The sequence below is a fragment of the Anaerostipes caccae L1-92 genome (genome assembly GCF_014467075.1).
In the GTDB taxonomy this organism is placed as follows: domain Bacteria; phylum Bacillota; class Clostridia; order Lachnospirales; family Lachnospiraceae; genus Anaerostipes; species Anaerostipes caccae.
In genome coordinates this window covers 426,921-450,458 of the sequence record NZ_AP023027.1, presented here as the reverse complement: position 1 = coordinate 450,458, position 23,538 = coordinate 426,921, and the positions used below count along the sequence as shown (strand labels likewise).

The following is a 23,538-nucleotide window of genomic DNA, read 5'->3' as shown; positions in this document are numbered from 1 at the left end:
TCGGATTCAAATATTGTATTTTTCATTATAGCATGACTGGCAGGCAAGGTCAAAAAAACCGCCATATCCATAGGGATACGGCGGCTTGTCTTTTATTAGTCCTGTGTGTAAGGCATTAAAGCGAGATGTCTTGCTCTTTTGATCGCGCTTGTGACAGCTCTCTGATGCTTTGCACATGTTCCTGTGATACGTCTCGGCAGGATCTTGCCTCTCTCAGAAACATATTTCTTTAATGTCGCTACGTCTTTGTAATCGATAACGGCATCGGCTTCTGTACAGAATGCACATACTTTTCTTCTTCTGCGTCCGCCTCTTCTCCTGTTCGGAGAATCACCTCTATTATAAGCCATGATTAAACCTCCTAATTTAACTAAATGGCAGTTCCTCTTCCAATCCGTCCGGAATGTTCATAAAACCGTCTCCTGCGGCCTGGCTCGGCTGCGGCGGTTTCGAAGGATTTGCTGTCTGCATTCCTCCTCCGTTGTACTGGTCCGTTGCCGCTTTGCTCTCGCAGAAATCCTGTTCTTCTACAATAACATCGGTGGTATAGACCTTGATTCCGTCCTTGTTGGTGTAACTGCCTGTCTGGATTCTTCCTGAGATGACAATCTTGATTCCCTGGCGGAAATACTTCTCAGCAAATTCGCCGGCACGTCCAAATGCGACACAGTTGATAAAGTCTGCATCCGGTTCGCCATCCCTCTTGAATCTCCTGTTTACAGCTAAAGTATATCTTGCAACTGCCGTCGCTCTCTCACCCTGTGAGTATCTCACGTCCGGGTCTCTGGTAAGACGGCCCATCAAAATCACTTTATTCATATTGGATTCCTCCTGCCTACCAAAGTGTTAGGCATCCTGTTTTACGACTAAATAACGTAATACATTTTCTGTAATTCGAAGTTTTTCTTCTAAAACAGCCGGAACTTCTGTCTCTGCGTCGAACTGGATGAAGTAGTAGTATCCTTCTTTCATCTTCTGGATCTCGTAAGCTAAACGCTTCTTTCCCCATTCATCGACATTCGTGATTTCAGCTCCTGCTTCTGTAATCATAGCTTTTGCTTTTTCCACTACTTCCGCTCTTGCTTCGTCTTCGATCTTAGCATTCACGACTAATGCGAGTTCATATTTACTCATGTTATCTGCACCTCCTTCTGGTCTTTTCGGCTCTTGATCTTCTGCCAAGAGCAAGGATAAATTTATATATCACAAGTTGATATGTTACCATAAATTCCTTTTAACCGCAAGCTTTTTTCACAAATCCCCTGAAATTCTTCTCCACGAGCTTCCTGGACACCATCACCTGACGTCCGCAGCCCATACATTTCAGCCGAAAATCCATGCCGACCCTCAATATCTCCCACTCGCTGCTCCCGCACGGATGAGGTTTTTTCATCTTGATTACATCACCGATCTGAAATTCCATACACTGCCTCCTTTTCTCAAATCTTTACGAAAAAGGCAGCCGGATCATGGGCTGCCTTTCACAAAGAGCTGTATTACTTTTTCTTCTCTGTCGTTGCTTTCTGCTTTGCTGTGGTTGTGGCTTCTGTGGTCGTCTTTTCGGTAGCTGTGGTCGTTGCCTTATACTTAAATGTGATCTTTTTCCACAGTTCCTGATCGATGCTCTTGTCATCGTCCCACTTCTTGTCTGCATCCTTCGTCCACTTTTTATATACCTTCTGGTATGCTTCCTGCTGTTTTTCCTGCAGAAGCGTACTCTTGGATGTGGCAAGCTCACTCTTTACATTCGGGTTGAGCATCTTGATGATGACATACGCATCGTCTGTCTCGACTACGCCGCTGACCTGATTCTTCTTTAATTTGGAAGCCGCATCTTCAAACTTGGTTCCGAGAACTGCTTTTCCCTTTGTGTAGCTTTCTTCGTTGTCTGTATCGACTTTATACTTTTTGGCTACTGCCTTGACGCTCTGGCCTTTCTTGATCGCCTTTAATGCTTCTTTGGCTTTCTTTAACTGAGCTGCCTTTTCTTTTGCAGTCATATTTACTTCTTTGCCGGTCTTGCTGTCTGTTTTCTTCGTTGTAAAAACAAGCTTGTATACTTTTACGGTCTTCGCTTCGTCGTCTGTCACTTTCACATCTGCCTTTTCGATGATCGCATTCATAACCTTCTGGGCAATCAGGTTTTCCTGCTGGATCTCTTTGATGTAATCTTTATCTGCCCCGGTCACCTTCATCACACGTTTTCCAAGTTCATTTTTAGTAAAAGATTTGACGGATTCGTCCAGCTGTTTCTTCTCATCGGAAGTTAGCTTTACCTTGTAGTCATCTGCGTGGTCAGCCAGTACTTTTACAGTCTTGATCTGGTTGATGACATTGTCTTTAATAGAATCCTGCATTGTGATCTTTTTGCCCTTTTTGTCGGTGCCGACCTGGGTAGACCACAGTTTATCTCCCAGATAAGATGCGTACTGCTGCTCTGCGCTGTACTGCATGATTCTGGCATATACATGGGCTTCCTTATAGGTCACCTCATTTCCTGCATATTCAAACAGCGTCTTGTCATCCTGCTTCTTACAGCCCGCTAATAAGGCCGCGCACAAAGCCATAACCGCCGCAAGACATACGATCTTCTTCGCTACACGTTTCATTCTTCGTTTCCTCCGTTTAATTTATTTCCATTTTGGATTATACTACATTACGATCTGATAATCAACGCATCCAATGAGTTCACACAATGTTCAATCTTTGATAGCCATGCGCTTTTCTTCGCGGATGAAAGATCCAGTACGAATACGGGATGCTCCCCGGCACTGACGGAGAGTTCCTTCGGAAATTCGCTCAGCACATCCGGGATCTTCTCTACCTGCACGTTTGCCTCCGGATTCATCTCAAAGGATACTTTCTCTCCCTTTTGTTTTACATCGGTCATATAGGCATGGTGAGCCATCGACTTCAGCAGGGCGATATGGAGCAGATTGACTACCGCTGCCGGCAGATCCCCGAAACGGTCCAGGAGCTCATCCTGCATATCTTCCAGCTCATCCTTCGTCTCGATGGCAGATATCCGCTTGTAAAGCTCCAGCTTCTCCACTTCGTTTCTGATATAGGCAGATGGAAGAAAGGCATCGATGTTCAGATCCAGTGTCGTGTCAAAATCAGTATCCTCTGAAAGTTCTCCTTTCAGCCTCAGCACCGCGTCGTTGAGCATCTTACAGTACAGATCATATCCCACCGCTTCCATATGGCCGGACTGCTCTTCTCCTAAAAGATTTCCTGCTCCCCGGATCTCCAGATCCCGCATGGCGATCTTGTATCCCGATCCCAGGTCCGTAAATTCCCGGATCGCCTGGAGTCTTTTCTCGGCTGTCTCTTTTAATAAAGTGTCCCTTTTGTACATTAAAAATGCAAATGCGTTCCTGTTGGAGCGTCCGACACGCCCCCTGAGCTGATATAGCTGGGAAAGTCCCAGCTGGTTGGCATCATGGATGATCATCGTGTTCACGTTCGGTATATCCAGCCCGGTCTCAATGATTGTCGTGGAGACGAGTACGTCGATCTCCTTTTCCATGAACTGCATCATAATATTTTCAAGCTCTCTTTCCCGCATCTGTCCGTGGGCAAAGGCCACTTTTGCATTTGGCAGGAGTTTCTGTAGCTCACTCGTGATCTCCGCAATGTTGTTGACCCGGTTATATACATAGTATACCTGACCGCCTCTCGTCATTTCCCGGTGGACTGCCTCTTTTACAAGCTCCTCATTATACTCCATCACATAAGTCTGGATCGCTCTCCGGTCGTGGGGAGGTTCCTCCAAAATGCTCATATCCCTGATCCCGATCAGACTCATATGCAGCGTCCTGGGAATCGGTGTTGCGGAGAGAGAAAGCACGTCCACATCTTTCTTCATTGTCTTGATCTTCTCTTTATGTCCCACGCCGAAACGCTGTTCTTCATCGATGATCAAAAGTCCCAGGTCTTTGTACTTCACATCTTTGGAAAGAAGCCGGTGTGTCCCGATGACCACATCCACGATTCCTTTTTTCAGGCCTTCCATCGTCTCTTTCTGTTCCCTGGGAGTACAGAATCTGGACATCACCCTGACAGTCATCGGATAATTCTGAAAGCGCTCACAGAATGTATTGTAGTGCTGCTGGGCAAGGATCGTAGTGGGCACCAGATATGCCACCTGTTTTCCGTTGGTTACAGCCTTGAAAGCCGCCCGGATGGCAACTTCCGTCTTTCCGTATCCCACATCCCCGCAGATGAGCCGGTCCATGATTTTGGTGCTCTCCATGTCCCGCTTCACATCCTCTATGGCATTGAGCTGGTCCTGCGTTTCCTCATAAGGAAACATTTCCTCAAACTCTCTCTGCCAAACTGTATCTTTATCATAGACATACCCTTCTTTGGCCTGGCGGACCGCATACAGCTCCACCAGCTCTTTGGCGGTTTCCCGCACCTGGCCTTTGACCCGCTTGGTAGTCTTCTTCCACTCATTGCCTCCCAGCTTGTTAAGCCGGGGCTTCTTTGCATTGGCGCTGGCATATTTTGCGATCTGGTCCAGAGCAGAGGCAAGGATGAACAGATTGTCCCCGCCTTTATACTCGATGCTGATATAATCCTTCTCGACGTTGTTTACGGTGATTTTTTCAATACCCCGGTAGATTCCAACGCCGTGCTTTTCATGAACAACATAGTCGCCGATGGAAATATCCGCGAAGTTCTTTATCTTCTCGCCTTTTCCCTTAAAGGCGGCTTTCTTCCTGCGTTTTTCTTTCCTTCCGCTGAAGATATCGCTCTCGGAGATCAGCACCCATTTCGTCTCCGGATATTCGATGCCGCTCTTTAATTTGCCCGGCGTGATAACGATCTGTCCGGGAACCATATCTTCTGAAGGTTTCTTATCGTATGTGACAGTCAGCCCGCTGTCTCTCATATCCTCGGCCAGGCGCTTTGCCCTGGTTACCGAAGGGGAGACAACAAGAATCCGATATTCTTTTTTCTGATATCTTTTCAGATCCTTGATCAGCTGTTCAAAGCTGTTGTTATAGGACTGTACCGACTTTGTCTCTATGAAAAACGTGTCTGTCACCTTCGCTGCCTTCACTTCAGATGCCAGTGAAGATAAAAAGGCCACCGGCTGTTTCAGCAGACGGTTCAGTGCCTCCTCAAAACAAGCTACCGTGTCCATCTGTCCAGGCAGCAGATATCCGGCCTCCAGACGGCTTTTCATGCTCTCCGTAAACTCCAGGAAGAAGCCCCGTCCTCTCTCTTCCACATGCTGCGGCTCATCCACATAGACCGCGGTATCTTTCGGGAAATAGTCGAGAAAACACACCAGCCGGTCATAAAAATACGGCAGATATCCTTCCACTCCGATGAGCATGGAAAGTTCCGAGAGTTCTTCTCTGATCCTCTGGTATTCCTTCGTGAGTCTGACCTCTTTGTCCGTCTCAAAGGCTTTATGAAACGTCTCTTTCAAATCCTGATATTCGGCCTCGATCTTTTTCAGTCCCTGTGAGATCCGTTCTTCGCTTAAAACAATCTCCGTGGCAGGATAGACAGTCAGACTCTTTACTTCTTCAATGGACCGCTGACTCTGGGCATCAAAACTGCGGATCGAATCGACCTCTTCCCCCCAGAGTTCAATTCTGTACGGACAGTCCGAAGTAAACGGATAAATGTCGACGATCCCGCCTCTGACCGCAAATTCTCCGGCCGCCTCTACAAACGGAGTCCTCTCATACCCCATAGCGGTAAATTTTTTCGTAATATCCTGTTCGGAAACCTCTGTCTCCAGACTGATCATCACCCGGTTTTTCTTGATCTCCGCAAGAGGTACAACCCGGTCCATCAGGGCGTCGACAGACAGGACAAAGACGCCTCCCTGTCCCTTGATAATACTCTCGATCCCCCTGAGCCGCTCTTTTGCGATGGCATTTCCGTGGACGTCAGCGCTGTAAAACAGCGGATCTTTGGCAGGAAAGTAGACGGCGTCTTCTCCGAAGAACCGATAGTTTTCCACCCACTCCTTGGCCTTATTCTCATCTGCTGTCACGATCACTTTATAGCTGCCGCGCTTCTTTTTTCCTCTCAGTGCACTGACCAGATGGGCTTTTGCCCCGTCCGTGCATCCGGACACTAAAACAGGGCCCTGATTGTTCTCAAGGCCTGTTTTTATCTGTTCAAACACTGCATCATTCTCAAAAATATGATCTAACACGTCTCATTCCTTACTTTCTGCTGCGGTTACTTCCTCGCTTTTTTATTATATTGGTTCATTGCCCCGGATATGTCATCCATCACCATAAGTTTTACCGCATCGTCCACATCCGGAAACACATCATCATAAATTTCTATCTCACCTTTGGAGAAATGGCCCAGCACATAATCTGCCAAATCGTATCCCTTGGGCTTTTCTCCCACGCCTATTTTTATCCGCGGGAAATCCATGCTTCCCAGATGGCTGATAATGCTCTTGATCCCGTTATGGCCTCCGGCGCTTCCCTTTCTCCTGATCCTGAGCTGCCCCACATCCAGAGAAATATCATCGAATATTACGATAAAGTCTGAAGGCTCCAGCTTGTAAAAGTCCATGACTCCCCGGAGGCTCTCCCCGCTTAAGTTCATAAAGGTCTGCGGCTTTACAAGCAGTACTTTCTGCCCTCCTAAGTATCCGCTTCCGATGAGTGCCTTATGCTTTTTTGAAGAAATTTCTATCTGGTTTTTCCCGGCAATATAATCAATGGCTGCAAAGCCGATATTATGTCTGGTCCGTTCATACTGCCTTCCGGGATTGCCCAGTCCGACGATTACTTTCATTTTGCTGCTCCTTTGTCCTGATTCCTTTTCTTTTCAAATAAGTCTGGAACCAGTATAACAAAAGATTATAAATTTTGAAAGAAGTCTCTTGTTTTCGTCACCTTCTGCATCATATGGTCAAATTCTTCCGGTGTCAGTGACTGCGGTCCGTCGCAGAGCGCTTTCGCCGGATTATTGTGTACCTCTACCATCAGGCCGTCAGCACCCGCTGCGATGGCGGCAAGAGCCATAGGCTCTACCATGAAACGGATGCCTGTGGCGTGAGAAGGATCTACGATGACCGGCAGATGAGATTTCTTCTTAATCATCGGAATAGCAGACAGATCCAGTGTGTTTCTCACCGCAGTCTCGTAAGTTCTGATCCCCCGCTCACACAAAATCACATTCTCGTTTCCCCCTGCCATGATATACTCGGCACTCATGAGCCATTCGTCTATGGTGCAGGCCATCCCTCTCTTTAAAAGAACCGGTTTGTCAATCTTACCAAGTTCTTTCAGCAGTTCAAAGTTCTGCATATTTCTTGTTCCCACCTGGATCAGGTCCACGTCCTCGAACAGTGAAAGGTGGCTGGCATCCATGATCTCTGTCACCACAGGAAGACCCGTGGCTTTTTTAGCCTCCAGCAAAAGCTTGAGCCCCTCATCGTGGAGTCCCTGGAAAGCGTAAGGTGACGTCCTCGGCTTAAATGCTCCTCCGCGCAGAAGACCTGCTCCTGCTTCCTTTACCTTCTGTGCCACTTCTGTCATCTGCTCTTTCGTTTCAATAGAGCACGGCCCGGCAATCACCTGAAACTCTCCCCCGCCTATCTTTACTCCTCCAATATCTACAGCCGTGTCATTCGGGTGAAACTTCCTGTTTGCCTTCTTGTATGGTTCCTGAATCCGCTGCACGGTCTCCACAATGTCATTTGCCATCACGTGGTCCACATCGACCTTGGAGGTATCCCCGATCAGCCCTAAAAGCTGTGTATTGATTCCTGCGGATTCATGAATGGCAAAACCCTGGGATACCATCTCCTCCTTTAATGCCTCTATCTGCTGCTTCCTGGCGTCACTCTTTAAAATAATGATCATTGAATTTTTCCTCCTTGAAAATAAAATGGATATTTGCCTTGACTGCTGCAATGCGGTAAATAAAAAGGACCTGTATCCCACTACAAGAATACAGGTCCTAAAAATGAACTTTACCGACGATGTTTCTACCGGGTTTCAGGAGATGATTCATTGTAGCGCAAAAAGCCGGGATTAAAATAATAACCCCAGAAATAAAATGAAAAACCATATGTATTTGTCATTTTACCTTTTGCTGACATGAGAATCTCCTGATATTGATGCTTTCGTTCTGAATTAATAACTTTTGTCTATCAAACCAATAGCTTATGTCTATTAATTTACACGATTGTCTCATCCTTGTCAAGTTAAATCGTCCTGTACTGCCACTTGCCTCTTATGTACCGGATAAAGAAAAGCACGGCCCGTACAGCCCAGTCCAGTGTCATTGCCACCCAGACTCCAAACACTCCCCATCCGAGCCATTTGCCGAGGACAAAGCTGAAAAAGATCCGGAAGATCCACATGGAAATAATCGCGGTGACCATCGTGTACTTTACATCATTGGACGCCCTGAGAGTATTGGGCAAAGTGAAGGAAACCGGCCAGACCGTCACACAGCACAGCGTGTGGTACAGCAGGATCTTCCTCGTAATGGCCGCGGTCTCCGGCGACAGATGATATGCCCGGATGATCACGGGAAGCATGGCAACAATGAACAGGTTAAACACAATCAGGGAAGCGTATGCGATCTTTAACAGTTTTTTTGTATAATACCGGGCCGCCTCATAATCGCTGGCACCTACACATCTGGATACAACCGTCAGCACTGCAAGCCCTACGGCCATTCCCGGGATGATCTCAAACATAGCCACCATGTTGCTGACCGCATTGGCCGTGATGGATGCGGTCCCAAACCCGGCCACCAGACTTAAAACAAGGATCTTTCCAAGCTGAAACATACTGTTTTCCACTCCGTTGGGGACGCCGATCTTCAAGATTCTGCTGACCAAAAAGCCTTTGAATTTGAAATGAAAATTTCTGCTGATATGGACTGCCTGATTCCTGTTTTTCAAAAGCACAAGAATCACTGCCGCAGCGATTACCCGGGATACCAGCGTAGGAATTGCCGCTCCTTCCACACCCATTCCCACACCGTAGATCAGGGCAGCGTTGCCTATGATATTAATGGCATTCATAAAGAGTGACATCTGCATGGCTGTCTTTGAGTTCCCCATAGTCCTGAACAAGGCCGCACATCCGTTGTAAACTGCCAGAAATGGAATCGACGCTGTCACGATCAGAAGATAAACTTCCGCACTGTGCATAACGGCCGGTTCAATAGCCCCAAAAACTCCGTGAAGGATAAAGCCTCTCATAGCATAAATACCCGCCATGATCACCACAGCCAAAGCTGAGATAAATAAGATCAGCTGATCTGCGGTCTTGCAGGCCATCACATGCTTTTTCTGTCCCAGATACTGGCCTGCCACCACGGCTCCCCCGGTGGCCAGTGCCGAAAACATGTTGATGAGAAGAATCATGATGCTGTCCACCAGAGATACCCCTGAGACCGCCGCCTCTCCCACACTGGAGATCATAATGGAGTCGGCAAGACCCACGGTCACCGTCAGAAGCTGTTCGATGATCAGCGGAATGATCAGTTTTTTCAAATCCTTGTTGGTAAAAAGTACCTCTCTTTTTTCCATCCCCTATTTCTTTTCTCCGTTTTTTCTGTCGATGCTGTCGACCATATAAGCGATTGCCTGATCTCCCGTTATATTGCAGGCCGTCCCAAAGCTGTCCTGGGAAAAGTGAAGAGAAATGATCAGCTGGCTCATCGGATCTGTAAAATGAAGCATAGATTTGATGAGGCCCAGAGCCGCCATGACTCCGCCTCCGGGAACTCCCGGAGCTGCCACCATAGTAATACCCAGCATAAAAATGAACGGCAGGAACATGGACAATGTCGGTGTCAGTCCGTTGGCGAGCATTATGCCCATGGAACCGATCACCAGACAGATCGTATCTCCGGAGAGATGGATCGTTGCACATAACGGGATGACAAAGTCTGCAATATCTTCTGAAACACCGCTGTCCTTACTGCTTTCAAGGTTTACCGGGATCGTGGATGCAGAAGACTGTGTACCCAGTGCCGTAAAATACGCCGGCGCGATGCCTTTTAAATTCTTAAACTTATTCTCCTTCGTAAACAGTGTGGATATCAAAAACTGAAATGCAATGTAAAGCCACTGAAAGATCAGGATCATCACATACAGTTTAACAAACATCTTTATGGTCGGAAGCAGCTTCCCTTCGGCTGCTATTTTACTGAACAGCCCTGCCACGTAAAATGGGATCATTGGTATGATGATCTTGTTTAATGTCTTGGTGATGATCTCCTGAAGATCTTTTAAACAGAGCAGCAGCGTATCATTTTTACTGTTTGCGATTCCAAGTCCCAAAAGGAATGCCAGGATCAGAGCCGTCATAACTCCGAACACCGGGTCAGCCTGGATCGCAAAGATGGCTTCAAAAGATCTGGTCTGAATCTCACTGCCAGTGATCCGGTGAATCAGTGAAGGAAGAAGTGCCTTTCCCACAAAAAAAGCACTGATCCCTGCGATCACCGTAGATGCGTATGCGAGCAGAAGAGTTACCCCAAACAGCTTGTTGGCCTTCTTACCCAGGTCGGCCAGTCCTACGGCCACAAAAGAAAGGATCAGCAGCGGAATAATAAAATTTAAAAATGTACTGAATAATGTAGTAAAAGTAACAAAAAGACGGATTACGCCTTTAAAGATAAACGTATCCCCGACGCCAAATATATCTCCGGCAGAGCCGATCAGCATACCCGCTGTGATTCCGATCAGCAGCCGGGTCAGCAGGCCTAATTTTTTCTTCTTCATATAAAATAATTCTCCCTATTTTTCTTTGTTCTGAACGGCAGAAAACAGTCTGCCCCGCAAAATACTATTATACGACGTGAAAAAAAAGATAACAAGGGGCACCAGGATTTTCAAAAAACAAAGTGGGAAAGGCTCAGAACTTTTCTTTGAAAATGAAAAAGCACCAGACCTTCGTCTGATGCTTTCAGCAGTCGGGGCAACAGGATTTGAACCTGCGACCTCGTAGTCCCGAACCACGCGCTCTACCAAGCTGAGCCATGCCCCGCTTTTGCTATTATATTACGTCTGGCCCCAAAATGGAAGAGGAAATTTCATTTTTTTTTAAAATTATTGTATATTTTTCAGTACTTTATTTTTCCGTATTCAATAATGCCTGAAAATCAGAACCCGGCATTGGTTTTGCAAAATAATAGCCTTGGATTTCATCGCACTTCATCTTCCTCAAAAACTCATACTGCTCCTCTGTCTCGACTCCCTCTGCCGTGAGACGGATGCCCAGGCCCCTCGACAGATCGATAATGCTTCTTATGATCTTCTCTCCTTTGCTGTCCCCGATATCGTCCACAAAGCTTTTATCAAGCTTCAGCACATCAATCGGCATGGAGCCAAGCATTGTCATGGAAGAGTAGCCCGTTCCAAAGTCATCCATAAGCACAGAAAAACCAATACTGTGAAGTTCATCTATAATATTTCTCAGCAGCACCTCGTCCTCTGACATGACACTTTCCGTAATCTCCAGCGGGACCAGCTTCGGAGAGATCTCATACTCTCTGAGAATATCCTGATATTTGTTAATAAACGAACTATAAAAAATATTATACCGGGACAGATTGACCGATACCGGCACGGCCCTTCGTCCCTGGTCGATCCACTCCCTCTGCTGCCGGCAGACTTCCCGGAACATAAATTCATCCAGTCCCACAATCAGTCCATTTTCCTCAAACACAGGAATAAAATCCGTCGGCGGAATAATCCTGCCGTCCCCGGTGTTCCACCGCACCAGTGCCTCCGCTCCTGCCAGTTCTTTTGTCTCTGTATCATACTTGGGCTGGAAATAAGCACAGAATTCATGATGGGCAAGAGCAGTCTCCATCCTGTCTTCCATCTCTTTGTTGTGAATGATCCTGCTTTTCAGTTCTTCATTATAGAAAGCGTAGTAGCTGTGGATCTGATTTTTTACCGTAGCCTGAGCAATAAGCGCCATATCTGACATGGAATCCACGGACATGCTCCGGTCAGACACAAGATAAATACCGATGCTCGGCTTTATTTTGTAGTTCATATTCTTTATCTTCCGGATCTGGCTGCAGAACTTATCCAGTCTCTTGAGCAGTTCTCCTTCGGAGTGATAATGCATGAGTGCCACAAACCGGTCTGCTTCCCTGTGTGCAGCCAGCTCACCTTCGCAGAGCATATCGCCCCATAATTTCCATATGAGACGTATGATCTCATCTCCCATTTTAAATCCGAACAGGTCGTTGACCAGCTTAAACCGGTCAATATCCATGCAAAGAAGCGCCATTTTTGCCGTATCCTTTTCAAGTGCGTTCTCTGCTTTCAGACAGAAGGCCTTATAATTATCTCCACCTGTTATGACATCCGTGTAGGCGATTTCCATGAGTCTTGTCTGTTTCTTCTTTTCAGATCTGACAATATAAATCAAAAGAAGAAGGAAGACCGCAACAACGATTCCTGACTGCACATAGTTCAGCTTCATGATGTTCATAGTTTTTGTGTTGGCAACTTCCATAGGCACAACTGTCAGGAGATACCAGTCATTAATCCCGGTCGGGGTATAATACATATATTTTTTTTCTTTGTTTATAAACTCAATATAACCTTCTTTTTGCTTTTTTAATGCGTACTTTAACTTATGAGAAGCTTGTATATTTTGGTCTGAAGCGGACTGAAGGGCTTTGAAAATATTGGTCATTCTCTGAAAACTATTCTTGTTGTCTGAGTCGACCACTACATCTCCGTCCCTTTTTACAACGTATGTATATCCTTCCCCGTAGTAGGTGGAAATCGACAGAGCTTTCTTAAAGTCATCCGTACGGTAAGCCGCATACAGTACGGCCAGTACTTTCTTGTTCCGGATGATCGGGGTACTGTAAACGTTGATTTTGGGCCTTTGGGGGTCCAGACGGTCGGTCAGCGTCCCGGAAATCGAAGAAATCCCCTTTAACCCTGACTGAAAATATTCTCTGTCTGCAAGATTTCCTTCTTTCCGGTCACTTGTGTAAACCTTTCCGTTCGTAAGAATGATGCCCATCCGCTTAAACTGATACTTCTCTGTAACTTTCTGAAAGCTTTGGGCGAGTTTCTTCGGATCTCTCAGCCTCTTTTCACTGATCTCATTGGAAATTCCATCCAAAAGATTGATCTCACTGAGAATCTCTTTTCTTAAAATCTTGACGCTCTGACCCGAGACCTCATGGAGAGAACTTATCACTTCATTTTCCAGATTCCGATGCAGTGCACGGGAATACACATAGAGAGAAGAAAACAGACCAAGAGACAGCACAATTATTAAAAGCAGGATTCTTTTCATCACAGAACTGTCTTTCATGTATATGCCCTCCTCTCCTCTGGCAGATTATTGTTATATGATTATAAATCATATAGTATGCCCAGCACAATCTTTATTTTCATATGCCAAGCTCTGCAAGCTTTTTCTCCGTTTGTTCCCTGCTTTTAAATACAATCCCTTCATATCCATATAGTTTTGCTGCGGTAACATTTTCCTCCATATCATCAATAAAGACAGATTCTTTAGGATGGATGCCGTACTTATCTTCCAGAGCCTGAAATATTTTTCTCTCCGGCTTTACTGATGCTGCTTCAAAGGATATCACTTTTCCGTCAGCCTCCGAAAGAAACGAAAATGGCTTCTCCCGATTCTCAAAAGCTGTCTTCCCGTAATTGCTCAGAATATACACGGAATAACCCGCCGCTTTCAGCTCCCTGATCCAGCTTGATGCATAAGAATATTCTTCGGTCATCTCATGAATGTGCTCATAGAGCAGGTTAATCTGATCTTTATATTCCGGCGCCAGCGAATAGAATCCTTCTATAATTTCCCGGTCCGGCATGCGGCTCCGGTCAAACTCTACCCAGTACGGCCCTCTCACGGTCGCATCAGCCATACGCTCAAATACTTCTCCTTCAAAACCCAGCCTCAAAAATAATCTCTCCCACCCAAAATCTGCAAGAACATTTCCTATATCAAATATCACATTTTTAATCATCCGTTCCTCCCGTTATGTATTCAGAAAAAAATCTCAGGCTCAGCCCTTGTTGTATACTGTTCTTCCAATTCCGTCTTATGGTACAGATATCCTTCATCCTCATAATATTTTGCATGTTTCGGGCATTTCTTGATACAGGCCCCGCATTTGATGCAGATTCCGTCCACTGTGCGAATATCTTCACGCCGTATAGAACCCATAGGACAGACTTCTGCACAGATCCCGCAGCCGTCACAGTCTCCTGAGGTTAAGGGCTTCACTTTTCTGATATCAATAAAATTTCCTTTTCTGTCCCTGGGCTGGTAATATCCTCTGTATGGCTTTCGGTTCCCTTTTACATATACCGGACGGCTGTAATCTTCTTTTTCAGTCCTCTTCAAGCGTTCGCAAAGCCCGAATGCAAACTCCCTTATAAGGCTCACATCCCTGTCATCCGGCCTCCCTCTGCCCAGTGTATCCGAAAAAGAGTGTTCGCCCACGAAGGCTGCCGCTGCCACAGTATGAAACCTGTTCTGTTCTAAGACATCCCGAAGCTCGATCAGGGCATCGTCATAGTTTCTGTTGCCGTAAACCGTGACGGGCACCGCGCAGGCATGGTTTCCCTTGTTATACTCTTTCAGAAAGTCAAGCAGAACATTGGGCACTCTCCCCGCATATACCGGCGTCCCAAAGATCACAAGATCACGCGGTCCAAAAACAAGAAGATCCTTTCTTGAAGCAGGCAGCGTAAAGTCATATTCACAGTACTCTGCACGCAGTGTCCGGGCTGCCTCCCCGGCTAAAACCGTCACAATTTTTTTTGTTGTATCTGTGGCGCTGAAATAAACTGCCCAGACTCTATCAATTTCCATCGGCCAATCCTCCTTTCATCTATTATATCAACTGCACGCAGTGTTTGCCATTGAAAGAAAAAAATACTTGAACCAGATTGACTGACTGAAATAATCGTGGGATACTTATGATGACATTTTGACCAGTTCTGCGGCTTGCTGTCTCAGGAAGATAAGATTTTCTAACTTTCAACAAAGTCTCTCCGGAGGCCCATTCGGAACTCGCTGACGCTCAGACAGCCTCACTGCGCTTCGCGCACCTCCTGCGAGCCTTCGTTGAAAGAAGAAAAACTAATCTTCCTTCGAATGCAAGGCCTCCGAACTGGTCAAAATGGACGTAATATCTACTGGATAAGTATCCATCAAACAAATAGCTTTATCCAACGATAGTTTTTTAACACTATTGGAGGAACGCATTTTAAAGCGTGACAGGAATAATGATAAAAAACTCATGCATTGAAAGGTGATAGAACGTATGAAGACTTCAGATGATTTAAGATCGCTGTTAGAGCGCATCGACCATAAAGGCTATCCTGCCTATAAAGACACCAGGGGGAGCTACCGGTTCGGCGGATATACTCTGCATATTGACCATGTACAGGGAGATCCCTTTGCCTCTCCCTCCAAAGTGAGCATCAGCATTCCCGGCAGAAACGCCGGATTTCCTGCCCGGCTGTATGATCTGCCCCATAAGCGGATCGCACTGCAGGACTATCTGACCCGCGTTTTCGGAAGGAAACTGGAATCCTATAATTTTAAGGCAAAGGGTTCTGGAAAAAGCGGACTCATTTCCGTCAGCAGATGCGGACAGGAGATTTTAGAGCGGACCGCCCTGTCCATCCATCCCGAGTCCGGTGATATCTCTGTCCATTTTGAGATCGGCTTTCCCGCCAGAGGCCGGACCATCGCCGCTTTTGAGCTGATCAAAATCCTGTTTGATTTTCTCCCCGAATGCGTTTTGTCTTCCTTCTATTATAAGAAGCTTAACGCAGGCGCCCTCGAAGATGTGTTAAGCCTTGCCGAAGATCAAAAATATATCCGGGACCAGCTTCCCAAGCTGAATCTATGTGCTTTTGTGGCCGACGGTTCTGTCCTCCCAAGGGAGAGCGGTGTATCCTCCCGTCCGATGAGGCAGGCTGTGGCCTTCCACTCGCCGGACTCCCTGAAAGTCACATTAAATCTTCCTTATCACGGTCCCCTCTCCGGCATGGGGATACCAAAAGGTATTACCCTGATCGTAGGCGGAGGTTATCACGGGAAATCAACCCTGCTGAAAGCATTGGAATTAGGCGTCTACAACCATAGAAGAAATGACGGCCGTGAATATGTCATCACCGATGACACAGCGGTAAAACTCCGCGCAGAAGACGGACGCAGCATCAAAAATACAGACATATCTCTGTTTATCAACAATCTTCCCAATGGAAAAGATACGGTTTCTTTCTCCACGGAAGATGCCAGCGGCAGCACCTCCCAGGCGGCCAATGTGATCGAGAGTATGGAGGCCGGAACTTCTCTCTTCCTCATCGATGAAGACACGAGCGCCACGAACTTTATGATCCGTGATGAACTGATGCAGAGAGTGGTCCACAGGGATCATGAGCCTATCACACCGTTTATCGAGCGGGTCCGGGGCCTGTATGAAGACCACGGTATTTCTTCCGTCATCGTGGCGGGAAGCTCCGGGGCCTATTTCCAGGTTGCCGACCACATTTTACAGATGGACCGTTATATGCCAAAGGAAATTACAGACTTTGCAAAAGAGGAGTCCAAAGCCTTTCCGCCGGTAACACTTCCGAATGAAAAGCCGGACAGCCCTTCTTTTCACCGTGTCGTAAAACCCAGCCGTACATCCCCAAAAAACGGCCGGAATAAAATAAAAACTCTCGGAAAAGATGCCTTCCAGATCAACAAAGAGACCGTGGACCTGCGGTATGCAGAACAGATCTGTGACTCTGAACAGACAACAGCTCTCGCCTATGCTCTGCTTTATGCCCAGCTGCATCTGATCGACGGCAAAAGAGACCTGTGCCAGATCGCAGAGGAACTTTTAGCTCTCATCAATGACAAAGGGCTTGCGGCGATCCTTGACAGCGGATATGTAAAGTCCAATCTGGCAATGCCGAGACGCCAGGAGATTCATGCGGCATTCAACCGCTTCCGAAAGCTTTAGATCATAAAAACATCCGGGATGCCTGCAGATTGGCTGTTCCCGGATGTTTTGTTTTTTACATTTTCTTCTCAAACACTTTATAAGAGATTACATAAGTGAGCAGAAAAATCCACATGACAATTCCTATGACCCTGATCAGTATCGGATACCACAGACCTCCGATCAGACAGATAAGATAAAGTGCTGTGATCAGTCCGGTGGAAGCAAATCTGTATGCCTTCTTTCCGATCTCCTGATTTCTCTCGTCCGTATTGCTGAGGCGCATTTCTTTCAGTTTTTTCGGATTTTTCAATATGAGCTGAAACCGTATCCAAAGGACCACGGCTGCTGTCATGATTCCTGACCCCACCCCCGCATATGTTGATATCATATGTTCATTGATCTTGACCTCCCAATAACTTCCCGCCAAAAGTGAAACAGCCAGTGCCGCTGCTCCCGCTAAGAACAGTAAAATGAGATATCTCTGCTTTCTCCTGACTGCCCTGCTGTATTCCTCATCGTTTCTTGCATTTCCTGCACAAAATAATCCTATCATAAGTTTTCCTCCTCCTGATCAAATATAAAAATATCCTCGATCGTTACTCCAAAAAACTGCGCAATCTTATGAGCCAGCACAAGCGAGGCTTTGTATCTGCCGTTTTCCAGAGAGATAATGGTCTGCCGGGTCACTCCTACGGATTCGGCCAGCTCCATCTGCGTCACCTTTTGATCCTTTCTCAATTCCTGAATTCTTGTTTTCATATGCACACCCTTTTTTGTATAGTTTGCTTTACAATTTTAGTATAGCTCGCTTTACATCTAATGTCAAGTGCATTTTACATTTCTCTGTTTACATGTTTTCTGTCCTGTGTTAGAATCTTTACTATCACTGAAATTAACTATGAGAATGGAGTCTTATATTATGGATACTTATAAAAAATTCATCAAATATTACGGTCCTTACAAGACTGTTTTCTTTTTGACCTGCTCTGCGCCGCCTTCATCAGCATCGTAGATCTGGCATACCCGCAGATACTCCGAACCCTTACAAATACACTGTTTTTAAAGGAATCTTCCGTGATCCTTAAAAACATCTTTATCATTGGAGGAATTCTGCTGGTCTTTTATATCCTCCAGGCATTATGCAAGTATTATGTAAGCTGTCAGGGGCATATCATGGGCGCCCAGATGGAACGGGATATGCGAAGGGAACTGTTTGAACACTATGAGAATCTCTCATTTTCCTATTACGACCAGAACAACACAGGACAGATGATGAGCCGGTTAGTGTCCGACTTATTTGATATTTCTGAGTTTGCGCACCACGGTCCGGAAAATTTATTTATTTCCGTAGTAAAGATCACCGGATCATTTGTCTTTCTGTTCATCATCCAGTGGAAGCTGGCTCTGATCCTGTCAGCCGTAGTCCTTCTGATGATCCTCTTTTCCGCCCGCCAGAATAAACGGATGCAGGCCACCTTCCTGGATAACCGGAAGAAAATCGGGAATATCAATGCAACCCTTCAGGATTCTCTGGCCGGCATCAGGATCGTACAGTCCTTTGCCAACGAAGATATTGAACGGGAAAAGTTCCATCAGGGAAATGAAGGCTTTCTCACGTCCAAGCGGGATAACTACAAAGCCATGGGAACCTTCCAGGGCGGCAATACCTTCTTTCAGGGTATCATGTATCTGGTGACTCTCGTAGCGGGAGGCTGCTTCATCGCCGCCGGGCAGATGACGCCCGGAGACCTGGCGATGTATGCCCTGTACATCGGTATCTTTATCAGCCCGATCCAGATCCTCGTGGAACTCACGGAAATGATGCAGAAAGGCCTGTCCGGTTTCCGCAGGTTCCTGGATATTATTGAGACAGAACCTGAGATCGTGGATCTGCCGGGTGCAGAACCGATCACCGATCCGGACGGCAGCATTTCTTATCAGGATGTAAGTTTTTCCTACGAAGACAATGAGGTAGTGCTGGACCACGTTTCATTTGAAATTGAAGCAGGAAAATCTGTGGCTTTGGTCGGACCGTCCGGAGGAGGAAAAACCACGATCTGTTCCCTGCTCCCAAGATTTTATGATGTGAGCGGCGGCACCGTTTCAATCGGAGGCCAGGATATTCGCAGGATGACTCTTCAGAGCCTGAGAAATTCCATCGGCATCGTTCAGCAGGACGTTTACCTGTTCGGCGGGACTGTCCGGGATAATATCGCATACGGAAAACCGGAGGCCTCCATGGAAGAGATCATTGAGGCTGCCAAAAAAGCAAACATCCACGATTTTATCACAGAACTTCCCGACGGTTATGACACTTTTGTGGGAGAGCGGGGCACCCGGCTTTCCGGCGGGCAGAAACAGCGGATCTCGATTGCCCGTGTATTTTTAAAGAATCCTCCGATCCTGATTCTCGATGAGGCAACCAGTGCATTGGATAATGAAAGTGAACGCCACATTCAAAAAAGTCTGGAAGAGCTTTCTAAAAACAGGACGACGATCACCATCGCCCACCGTCTATCCACGATCAAACATGCCGATGAGATCCTCGTCATAGATGACCACACCATTCAGGAGCGGGGTTCCCATAAAGAACTGTTAAAACAGGACGGAATCTACGCAAAATATTATAAAATGCAGTTTGAAGGTTTGGAAACCTTTGAAATATAAAACAATGAGGCCGGACGCATCAAAGCGTCCAGCCTCATTTTATATATCCACATGGCAATGAATATGCTATCTCACGACTCTGCCGGCGCCCCCGCCCGATGCCAGAGTCTCAATCTCTGCTGCCCGGGCATAATTCATATCTCCGGGTATCGTATGTTTGAGTGCCGCCGATGCCGTGGCAAATTCCAGCGCCCGCTGAGGTGTCCAGCCCTCCGTGATCCCGTGGATGAACCCTGCGGCAAACGCATCTCCTGATCCTACCCGGTCAACAATGTGTACCATATACCGTTTTCCCCGGTAAAGGCCGAAATCCCCCGCAGCTTCCGCTCCATAACTGTTATCAGAAGCAGAAATGCTCTCCCTGAGAGAGCTGATCAGATACGTGAATCCATATTGTCTTCTTACTCTCTGCATATGTTCTTCATCTACACAGTCCTCATAGTCTCCGCTGATAAAATCCATGCCTGCCTCTTCATATCCGAGCACCAGCGCCGCATCCCTTGCATTTCCAAAACAAATGTCCACATAATTCATCAGTTCCCGCATGATACCCTGCTTTTCTGGGATATTCTCTGTCCAGAGTTTGGCCCGGTAGTTGAGGTCAAAGGAAACCGTAATCCCCATCTCTTTGGCTGTTTTCAGTGCCTGAAGAGTGATCTGCGCCGCATTTTTGCTGATAACCGGAGTGATCCCCGATGTATGCAGCCAGGATACATCCGAAAGCAAGGATTTCCAGTCAAAATCCGACGGCACCGCCTCTGCCATGGAAGAACCTGCACGGTCATAAATTACACTGGACGGCCGCACAGAAACTCCGTTTTCCAGAAAATAAATGCCGAGTCTTGGACCGCCGTAACTGATCCCGGAGCAGTCCACTCCGGATTTCCTCAGCACGGCTGCCGCACATTCCCCGACGGCATTGTTCGGAAGCTTTGTCACGTAGGAGACCTCATGTCCAAAATTAGACAGCCCTGCCGCAATATTGGCTTCCGTACCGCCGTAAGTCACATCAAATGAAGAGGCCTGAATGAATCTTTGGTTTCCCGGAGGCGAGAGTCTCAGCATGATCTCCCCGAACGTCATTATTTTTCCCATTGTATCACCCCTTATTTCTGGACCAGATGGACTGCAAATCCCCCGATCTCCTCTCTGAAATAGACAGCTCCAAGGGTCCCATCCATTTTATACACTGCGCTTTCTTCCCTGAATGAAAAACCTCTTCTTTTAAAATAACTTAGTGCCCTTCCGGCATCGTTCGTCCTCACCGCAATGTGGCCTTTCTCCCCTAAAAACGGACTCTTCATAGCCTCAATATAACTTCCCGCAAAAATGGAATTATCGTTTTCACTCTTCTGGAATCCAAAAACAGACTCAAACATTCCAGCGGCGAGCATGGCTTCATCCCGATTCTTCATGTTCAGCCCTATATGGGCAAGTTCAAAACCAAGCATCTCATGGACCGCCTTTTTAGCCATTTCCCTGATTGTGATAAAATCGCCTTTCTCAACGAGGTTTTCCGGTACCATAAACGAACCTCCACAGGCCGCGACCTGTTTAAGCTCCAGATATTCCCCCATGTTGGCTTCCGTAATCCCTCCGGTAGGCATAAACTTCATCCCGGAATAAGGTCCTGACAGAGATTTTAACATCCTGACCCCTCCTGCAGCCTCTGCCGGAAAGAATTTCACAAGATGAAGCCCATACTTCATTGCCTGCTCTACATCCGTAGGGCTTGAACATCCCGGTATCACAGCAATGTTATGCCCCATACAGTATTCAACGACCTCATGGTTAAAACCCGGACTGACCATAAACTTTGCTCCGGCTTTGGCTGCCTCCTCTGCCTGTTCTTTCATAGTAACCGTACCTGCTCCCACGAGCATCTCCGGGCAGGCTTTTTTCATCCTTCGGATCGATTCCACACAGGCATCGGTGCGGAATGTCACTTCCGCACACGGAATCCCGCCCTCACTGAGGGCCTTTGCCAGAGCCCCGGCTTTCTCTGCATCTTTAAGGCTGATCACTGGCACCATTCCTATACTCTCAATCTCACACAAAAGTTCATTCATGGTATCTGCCCCCTTCGATCCGGTTCACCGGATAATGGATCGCTTCTCCCTTTGCAAACCGCACGGCCTCCTCGGCCGCTTTTCGCTTAAGTTCCATAGCCGCCTCCTCAGAATACCACGCCATATGCGGGGTCACGATCAGATTCTCATTCTCGAAGATGGAAGAATCCGGCATCATAGGCTCCGATTTCATACAGTCAAGAGCTGCCCCTGCGATCACTTTCTCCTTTAGTGCACGGTCAAGGTCTTCTTCATTGATGATCCCTCCTCTGGCTGCATTGACGATGACCGCTGAATCCTTCATTACCCTGAATGCCTCCATATCAAACAGATTCTGGTTTCCGTCTGCCGGACAGTGAAGAGAAACGGCATCGGACTGCTTCAGCAGTTCTTGAAAGCTGACGGCCTCTGCATTTCCGATCCGTTCACCCTGATTTACCATGGGATCATATCCGATCACCCGGAATCCGAGAGCTGCTGCTTTCTCAGCAAAATTTCTTCCGATACGGCCCAGACCGACAACCCCCACGGTCTGTTCAGAAAACCGGCGGATCGGGATCGCCTGCGTATAATCCCAGCCAGTCGTCTTTGTAAACCGGTTCATCTGATCAGTTTTTCTGAGCATCATGAGAAGCAGAGCCAGTGCGTGGTCTGCCACTTCATTCATTCCGTAATCCGGTACATTTCCAACCTGTATCCCATACTCCGCTGCCGCTTTCAGATCCACAGTATCCACGCCGACCCCGTATCTCACCACATATTTAAGCTCCGGCAGTGCCTTCATAACCTTTTCCGAAATATTGGCATACTGAACGATAAATATGTCTGCCCCGGCGCACTGTTCAATCACTTCATCTTCTGTTCTGGCACATGTGAGTTTAAATTCAATCCCCGCATCAGACAGGACTTTCGTCTCGATATCAATGTTTTCATGATCGCAGTCTGTAATAATCACCTTCATAATCAGTCTCCTCCTATCTCACCAAATATCCCCCATCTACCGGGATCACTGCGCCGTTCAGATAATCGGAACACTCCGATGCCAAAAAGACACACGGTCCCTTCATATCTTCGCCGGTCCCCCATCTGTGGGCAGGAATCCTGTCCGTGATCTCTTTGTTTCTCGGATTTTCAGGGTCCAGAAGCGCCGTATTCATCTCCGTAGCCATATAACCCGGCGCCAGCGCATTGACATTGATCCCCTTCTCGGCCCACTCATTGCAGAATGCCTTTGTGATCTGTGCCACTGCCCCCTTAGATGCCGCATAGGCCGGCACTGTATACCCTCCGAAAAAAGAAAGCATCGACGCAATATTAATAATCTTTCCTTTTGTCTGCTGGACCATAAACTGTTTTGCTGCCATCTGACACAGGGAAAATACCGCCGTCAGATTCACATCCAGCACAAACTTCCAGTCTTTCATGGGAAATTCTTCGCTCTTATGCCGCCTCTGTACTCCCGCTCCGTTGACGATAATATCCAATGTTCCTCCGAGAAGCTTCACCGCTTCTGAAAATGCCTGCTCCCTCTCCTTGTCATCTGCAATGTCTGCGATCACAAAACTGCACTGAAATCCTCTGTCTGTCATCTCTTGAGCCGTCTTTTCAGCCCCGGGATTAATATCTATAATACAGACAGATGCCCCTGCTTCCATCAATCCCTCTGCCATACCGAGACAGAGTCCTCCTGCCGCGCCCGTCACGATAGCGCCTTTCCCGGTCAAATCTAAATATCCCATGTTATCTCCTTCCGCACATATCAACATACAAAATATATCTTTTCTACATGTTTTTTACATCCGAAAGGTGCACAGTGCCGCGTTTTTCA

20 protein-coding genes, 1 tRNA gene and 1 pseudogene are annotated in these 23,538 nt (G+C 47.0%); 2 read left to right on the top strand and 20 right to left on the bottom strand.

Going from position 1 to position 23,538, the window contains the following annotated elements; all coding sequences use genetic code 11:
• Positions 1–95 precede the first annotated feature (95 nt).
• From rpsR to ANCC_RS02225, 14 genes are all read right to left on the bottom strand, one after another.
• Positions 96–350, bottom strand: coding sequence for a 30S ribosomal protein S18 (rpsR, locus tag ANCC_RS02290; protein WP_006567633.1), 255 nt, complete (start codon positions 348–350; stop codon positions 96–98).
• 16 nt (positions 351–366) lie between these two features.
• The gene (locus ANCC_RS02285; RefSeq protein WP_006567634.1) at positions 367–819 is read right to left on the bottom strand and encodes a single-stranded DNA-binding protein; all 453 of its coding nucleotides are present in this window, start codon (positions 817–819) and stop codon (positions 367–369) included.
• Between the two features lie 27 nt (positions 820–846).
• Entirely contained in the window at positions 847–1,134 is a 288-nt protein-coding gene (gene rpsF, locus ANCC_RS02280) for a 30S ribosomal protein S6 (RefSeq protein WP_022261262.1), read from the bottom strand.
• Positions 1,135–1,234: 100 nt separating this feature from the next.
• A complete protein-coding gene (locus ANCC_RS02275; protein ID WP_006567636.1) occupies positions 1,235–1,423 on the bottom strand; it encodes a DUF951 domain-containing protein in 189 nt (62 codons plus the stop codon).
• Positions 1,424–1,496: 73 nt separating this feature from the next.
• Positions 1,497–2,609 (bottom strand): peptidylprolyl isomerase, encoded by a 1,113-nt coding sequence (locus ANCC_RS02270; RefSeq protein ID WP_006567637.1) that lies wholly within the window; start codon positions 2,607–2,609, stop codon positions 1,497–1,499.
• Between the two features lie 47 nt (positions 2,610–2,656).
• Entirely contained in the window at positions 2,657–6,184 is a 3,528-nt protein-coding gene (gene mfd / locus ANCC_RS02265; protein WP_006567638.1) for a transcription-repair coupling factor, read from the bottom strand.
• Between the two features lie 26 nt (positions 6,185–6,210).
• Positions 6,211–6,783: an aminoacyl-tRNA hydrolase gene (gene pth / locus ANCC_RS02260; RefSeq protein WP_006567639.1), complete on the bottom strand. Its 573-nt coding sequence runs from the start codon at positions 6,781–6,783 to the stop codon at positions 6,211–6,213.
• A gap of 65 nt (positions 6,784–6,848) precedes the next feature.
• A complete protein-coding gene (aroF, locus tag ANCC_RS02255; RefSeq protein WP_006567640.1) occupies positions 6,849–7,856 on the bottom strand; it encodes a 3-deoxy-7-phosphoheptulonate synthase in 1,008 nt (335 codons plus the stop codon).
• Positions 7,857–8,200: 344 nt separating this feature from the next.
• Positions 8,201–9,541: an MATE family efflux transporter gene (locus ANCC_RS02250; RefSeq protein WP_006567642.1), complete on the bottom strand. Its 1,341-nt coding sequence runs from the start codon at positions 9,539–9,541 to the stop codon at positions 8,201–8,203.
• Positions 9,542–9,544: 3 nt separating this feature from the next.
• On the bottom strand, positions 9,545–10,741 hold the full coding sequence (locus ANCC_RS02245) for a dicarboxylate/amino acid:cation symporter (protein ID WP_006567643.1): 1,197 nt from the start codon (positions 10,739–10,741) through the stop codon (positions 9,545–9,547).
• Between the two features lie 191 nt (positions 10,742–10,932).
• Positions 10,933–11,006 (bottom strand) — tRNA-Pro (locus ANCC_RS02240).
• A gap of 84 nt (positions 11,007–11,090) precedes the next feature.
• Entirely contained in the window at positions 11,091–13,310 is a 2,220-nt protein-coding gene (locus tag ANCC_RS02235; RefSeq protein WP_156340649.1) for a bifunctional diguanylate cyclase/phosphodiesterase, read from the bottom strand.
• Between the two features lie 79 nt (positions 13,311–13,389).
• Entirely contained in the window at positions 13,390–13,989 is a 600-nt protein-coding gene (locus ANCC_RS02230) for an HAD family hydrolase (protein WP_006567647.1), read from the bottom strand.
• Between the two features lie 20 nt (positions 13,990–14,009).
• Positions 14,010–14,840 carry a 4Fe-4S binding protein gene (locus ANCC_RS02225; RefSeq protein ID WP_006567648.1) on the bottom strand — a complete coding sequence of 277 codons (831 nt, stop codon included), beginning with the start codon at positions 14,838–14,840 and terminating at the stop codon, positions 14,010–14,012.
• Positions 14,841–15,294: 454 nt separating this feature from the next.
• On the opposite strand from ANCC_RS02225, the gene ANCC_RS02220 reads away from it, so the two are divergent.
• Positions 15,295–16,992, top strand: a complete 1,698-nt coding sequence (locus tag ANCC_RS02220) for an ABC-ATPase domain-containing protein (protein WP_006567649.1) — start codon at positions 15,295–15,297, stop codon at positions 16,990–16,992.
• 55 nt (positions 16,993–17,047) lie between these two features.
• Here ANCC_RS02220 and ANCC_RS02215 read toward each other — a convergent pair whose 3' ends face one another.
• On the bottom strand, positions 17,048–17,527 hold the full coding sequence (locus tag ANCC_RS02215) for a hypothetical protein (RefSeq protein WP_006567650.1): 480 nt from the start codon (positions 17,525–17,527) through the stop codon (positions 17,048–17,050).
• Entirely contained in the window at positions 17,524–17,733 is a 210-nt protein-coding gene (locus tag ANCC_RS02210) for a helix-turn-helix transcriptional regulator (RefSeq protein WP_006567651.1), read from the bottom strand. The genes ANCC_RS02215 and ANCC_RS02210 overlap by 4 nt, the downstream gene beginning before the upstream one ends.
• Before the next feature lie 160 nt (positions 17,734–17,893).
• Between ANCC_RS02210 and ANCC_RS02205 the strand changes: the two are divergent.
• Positions 17,894–19,641, top strand: a pseudogene (locus ANCC_RS02205) (ABC transporter ATP-binding protein).
• Positions 19,642–19,707: 66 nt separating this feature from the next.
• Here ANCC_RS02205 and ANCC_RS02200 read toward each other — a convergent pair.
• From ANCC_RS02200 to ANCC_RS02185, 4 genes are read right to left on the bottom strand one after another with little or no spacing between them, the layout of a single operon-like run.
• The gene (locus ANCC_RS02200) at positions 19,708–20,736 is read right to left on the bottom strand and encodes a sugar kinase (RefSeq protein WP_006567653.1); all 1,029 of its coding nucleotides are present in this window, start codon (positions 20,734–20,736) and stop codon (positions 19,708–19,710) included.
• Positions 20,737–20,747: 11 nt separating this feature from the next.
• Entirely contained in the window at positions 20,748–21,710 is a 963-nt protein-coding gene (eda, locus tag ANCC_RS02195) for a bifunctional 4-hydroxy-2-oxoglutarate aldolase/2-dehydro-3-deoxy-phosphogluconate aldolase (protein ID WP_006567654.1), read from the bottom strand.
• Positions 21,703–22,671 carry a C-terminal binding protein gene (locus tag ANCC_RS02190; RefSeq protein ID WP_006567655.1) on the bottom strand — a complete coding sequence of 323 codons (969 nt, stop codon included), beginning with the start codon at positions 22,669–22,671 and terminating at the stop codon, positions 21,703–21,705. Before ANCC_RS02190 ends, eda begins: the two co-directional genes overlap by 8 nt.
• Before the next feature lie 13 nt (positions 22,672–22,684).
• Positions 22,685–23,449, bottom strand: coding sequence for an SDR family NAD(P)-dependent oxidoreductase (locus ANCC_RS02185; protein ID WP_039946770.1), 765 nt, complete (start codon positions 23,447–23,449; stop codon positions 22,685–22,687).
• Between the last annotated feature and the right edge of the window lie 89 nt (positions 23,450–23,538).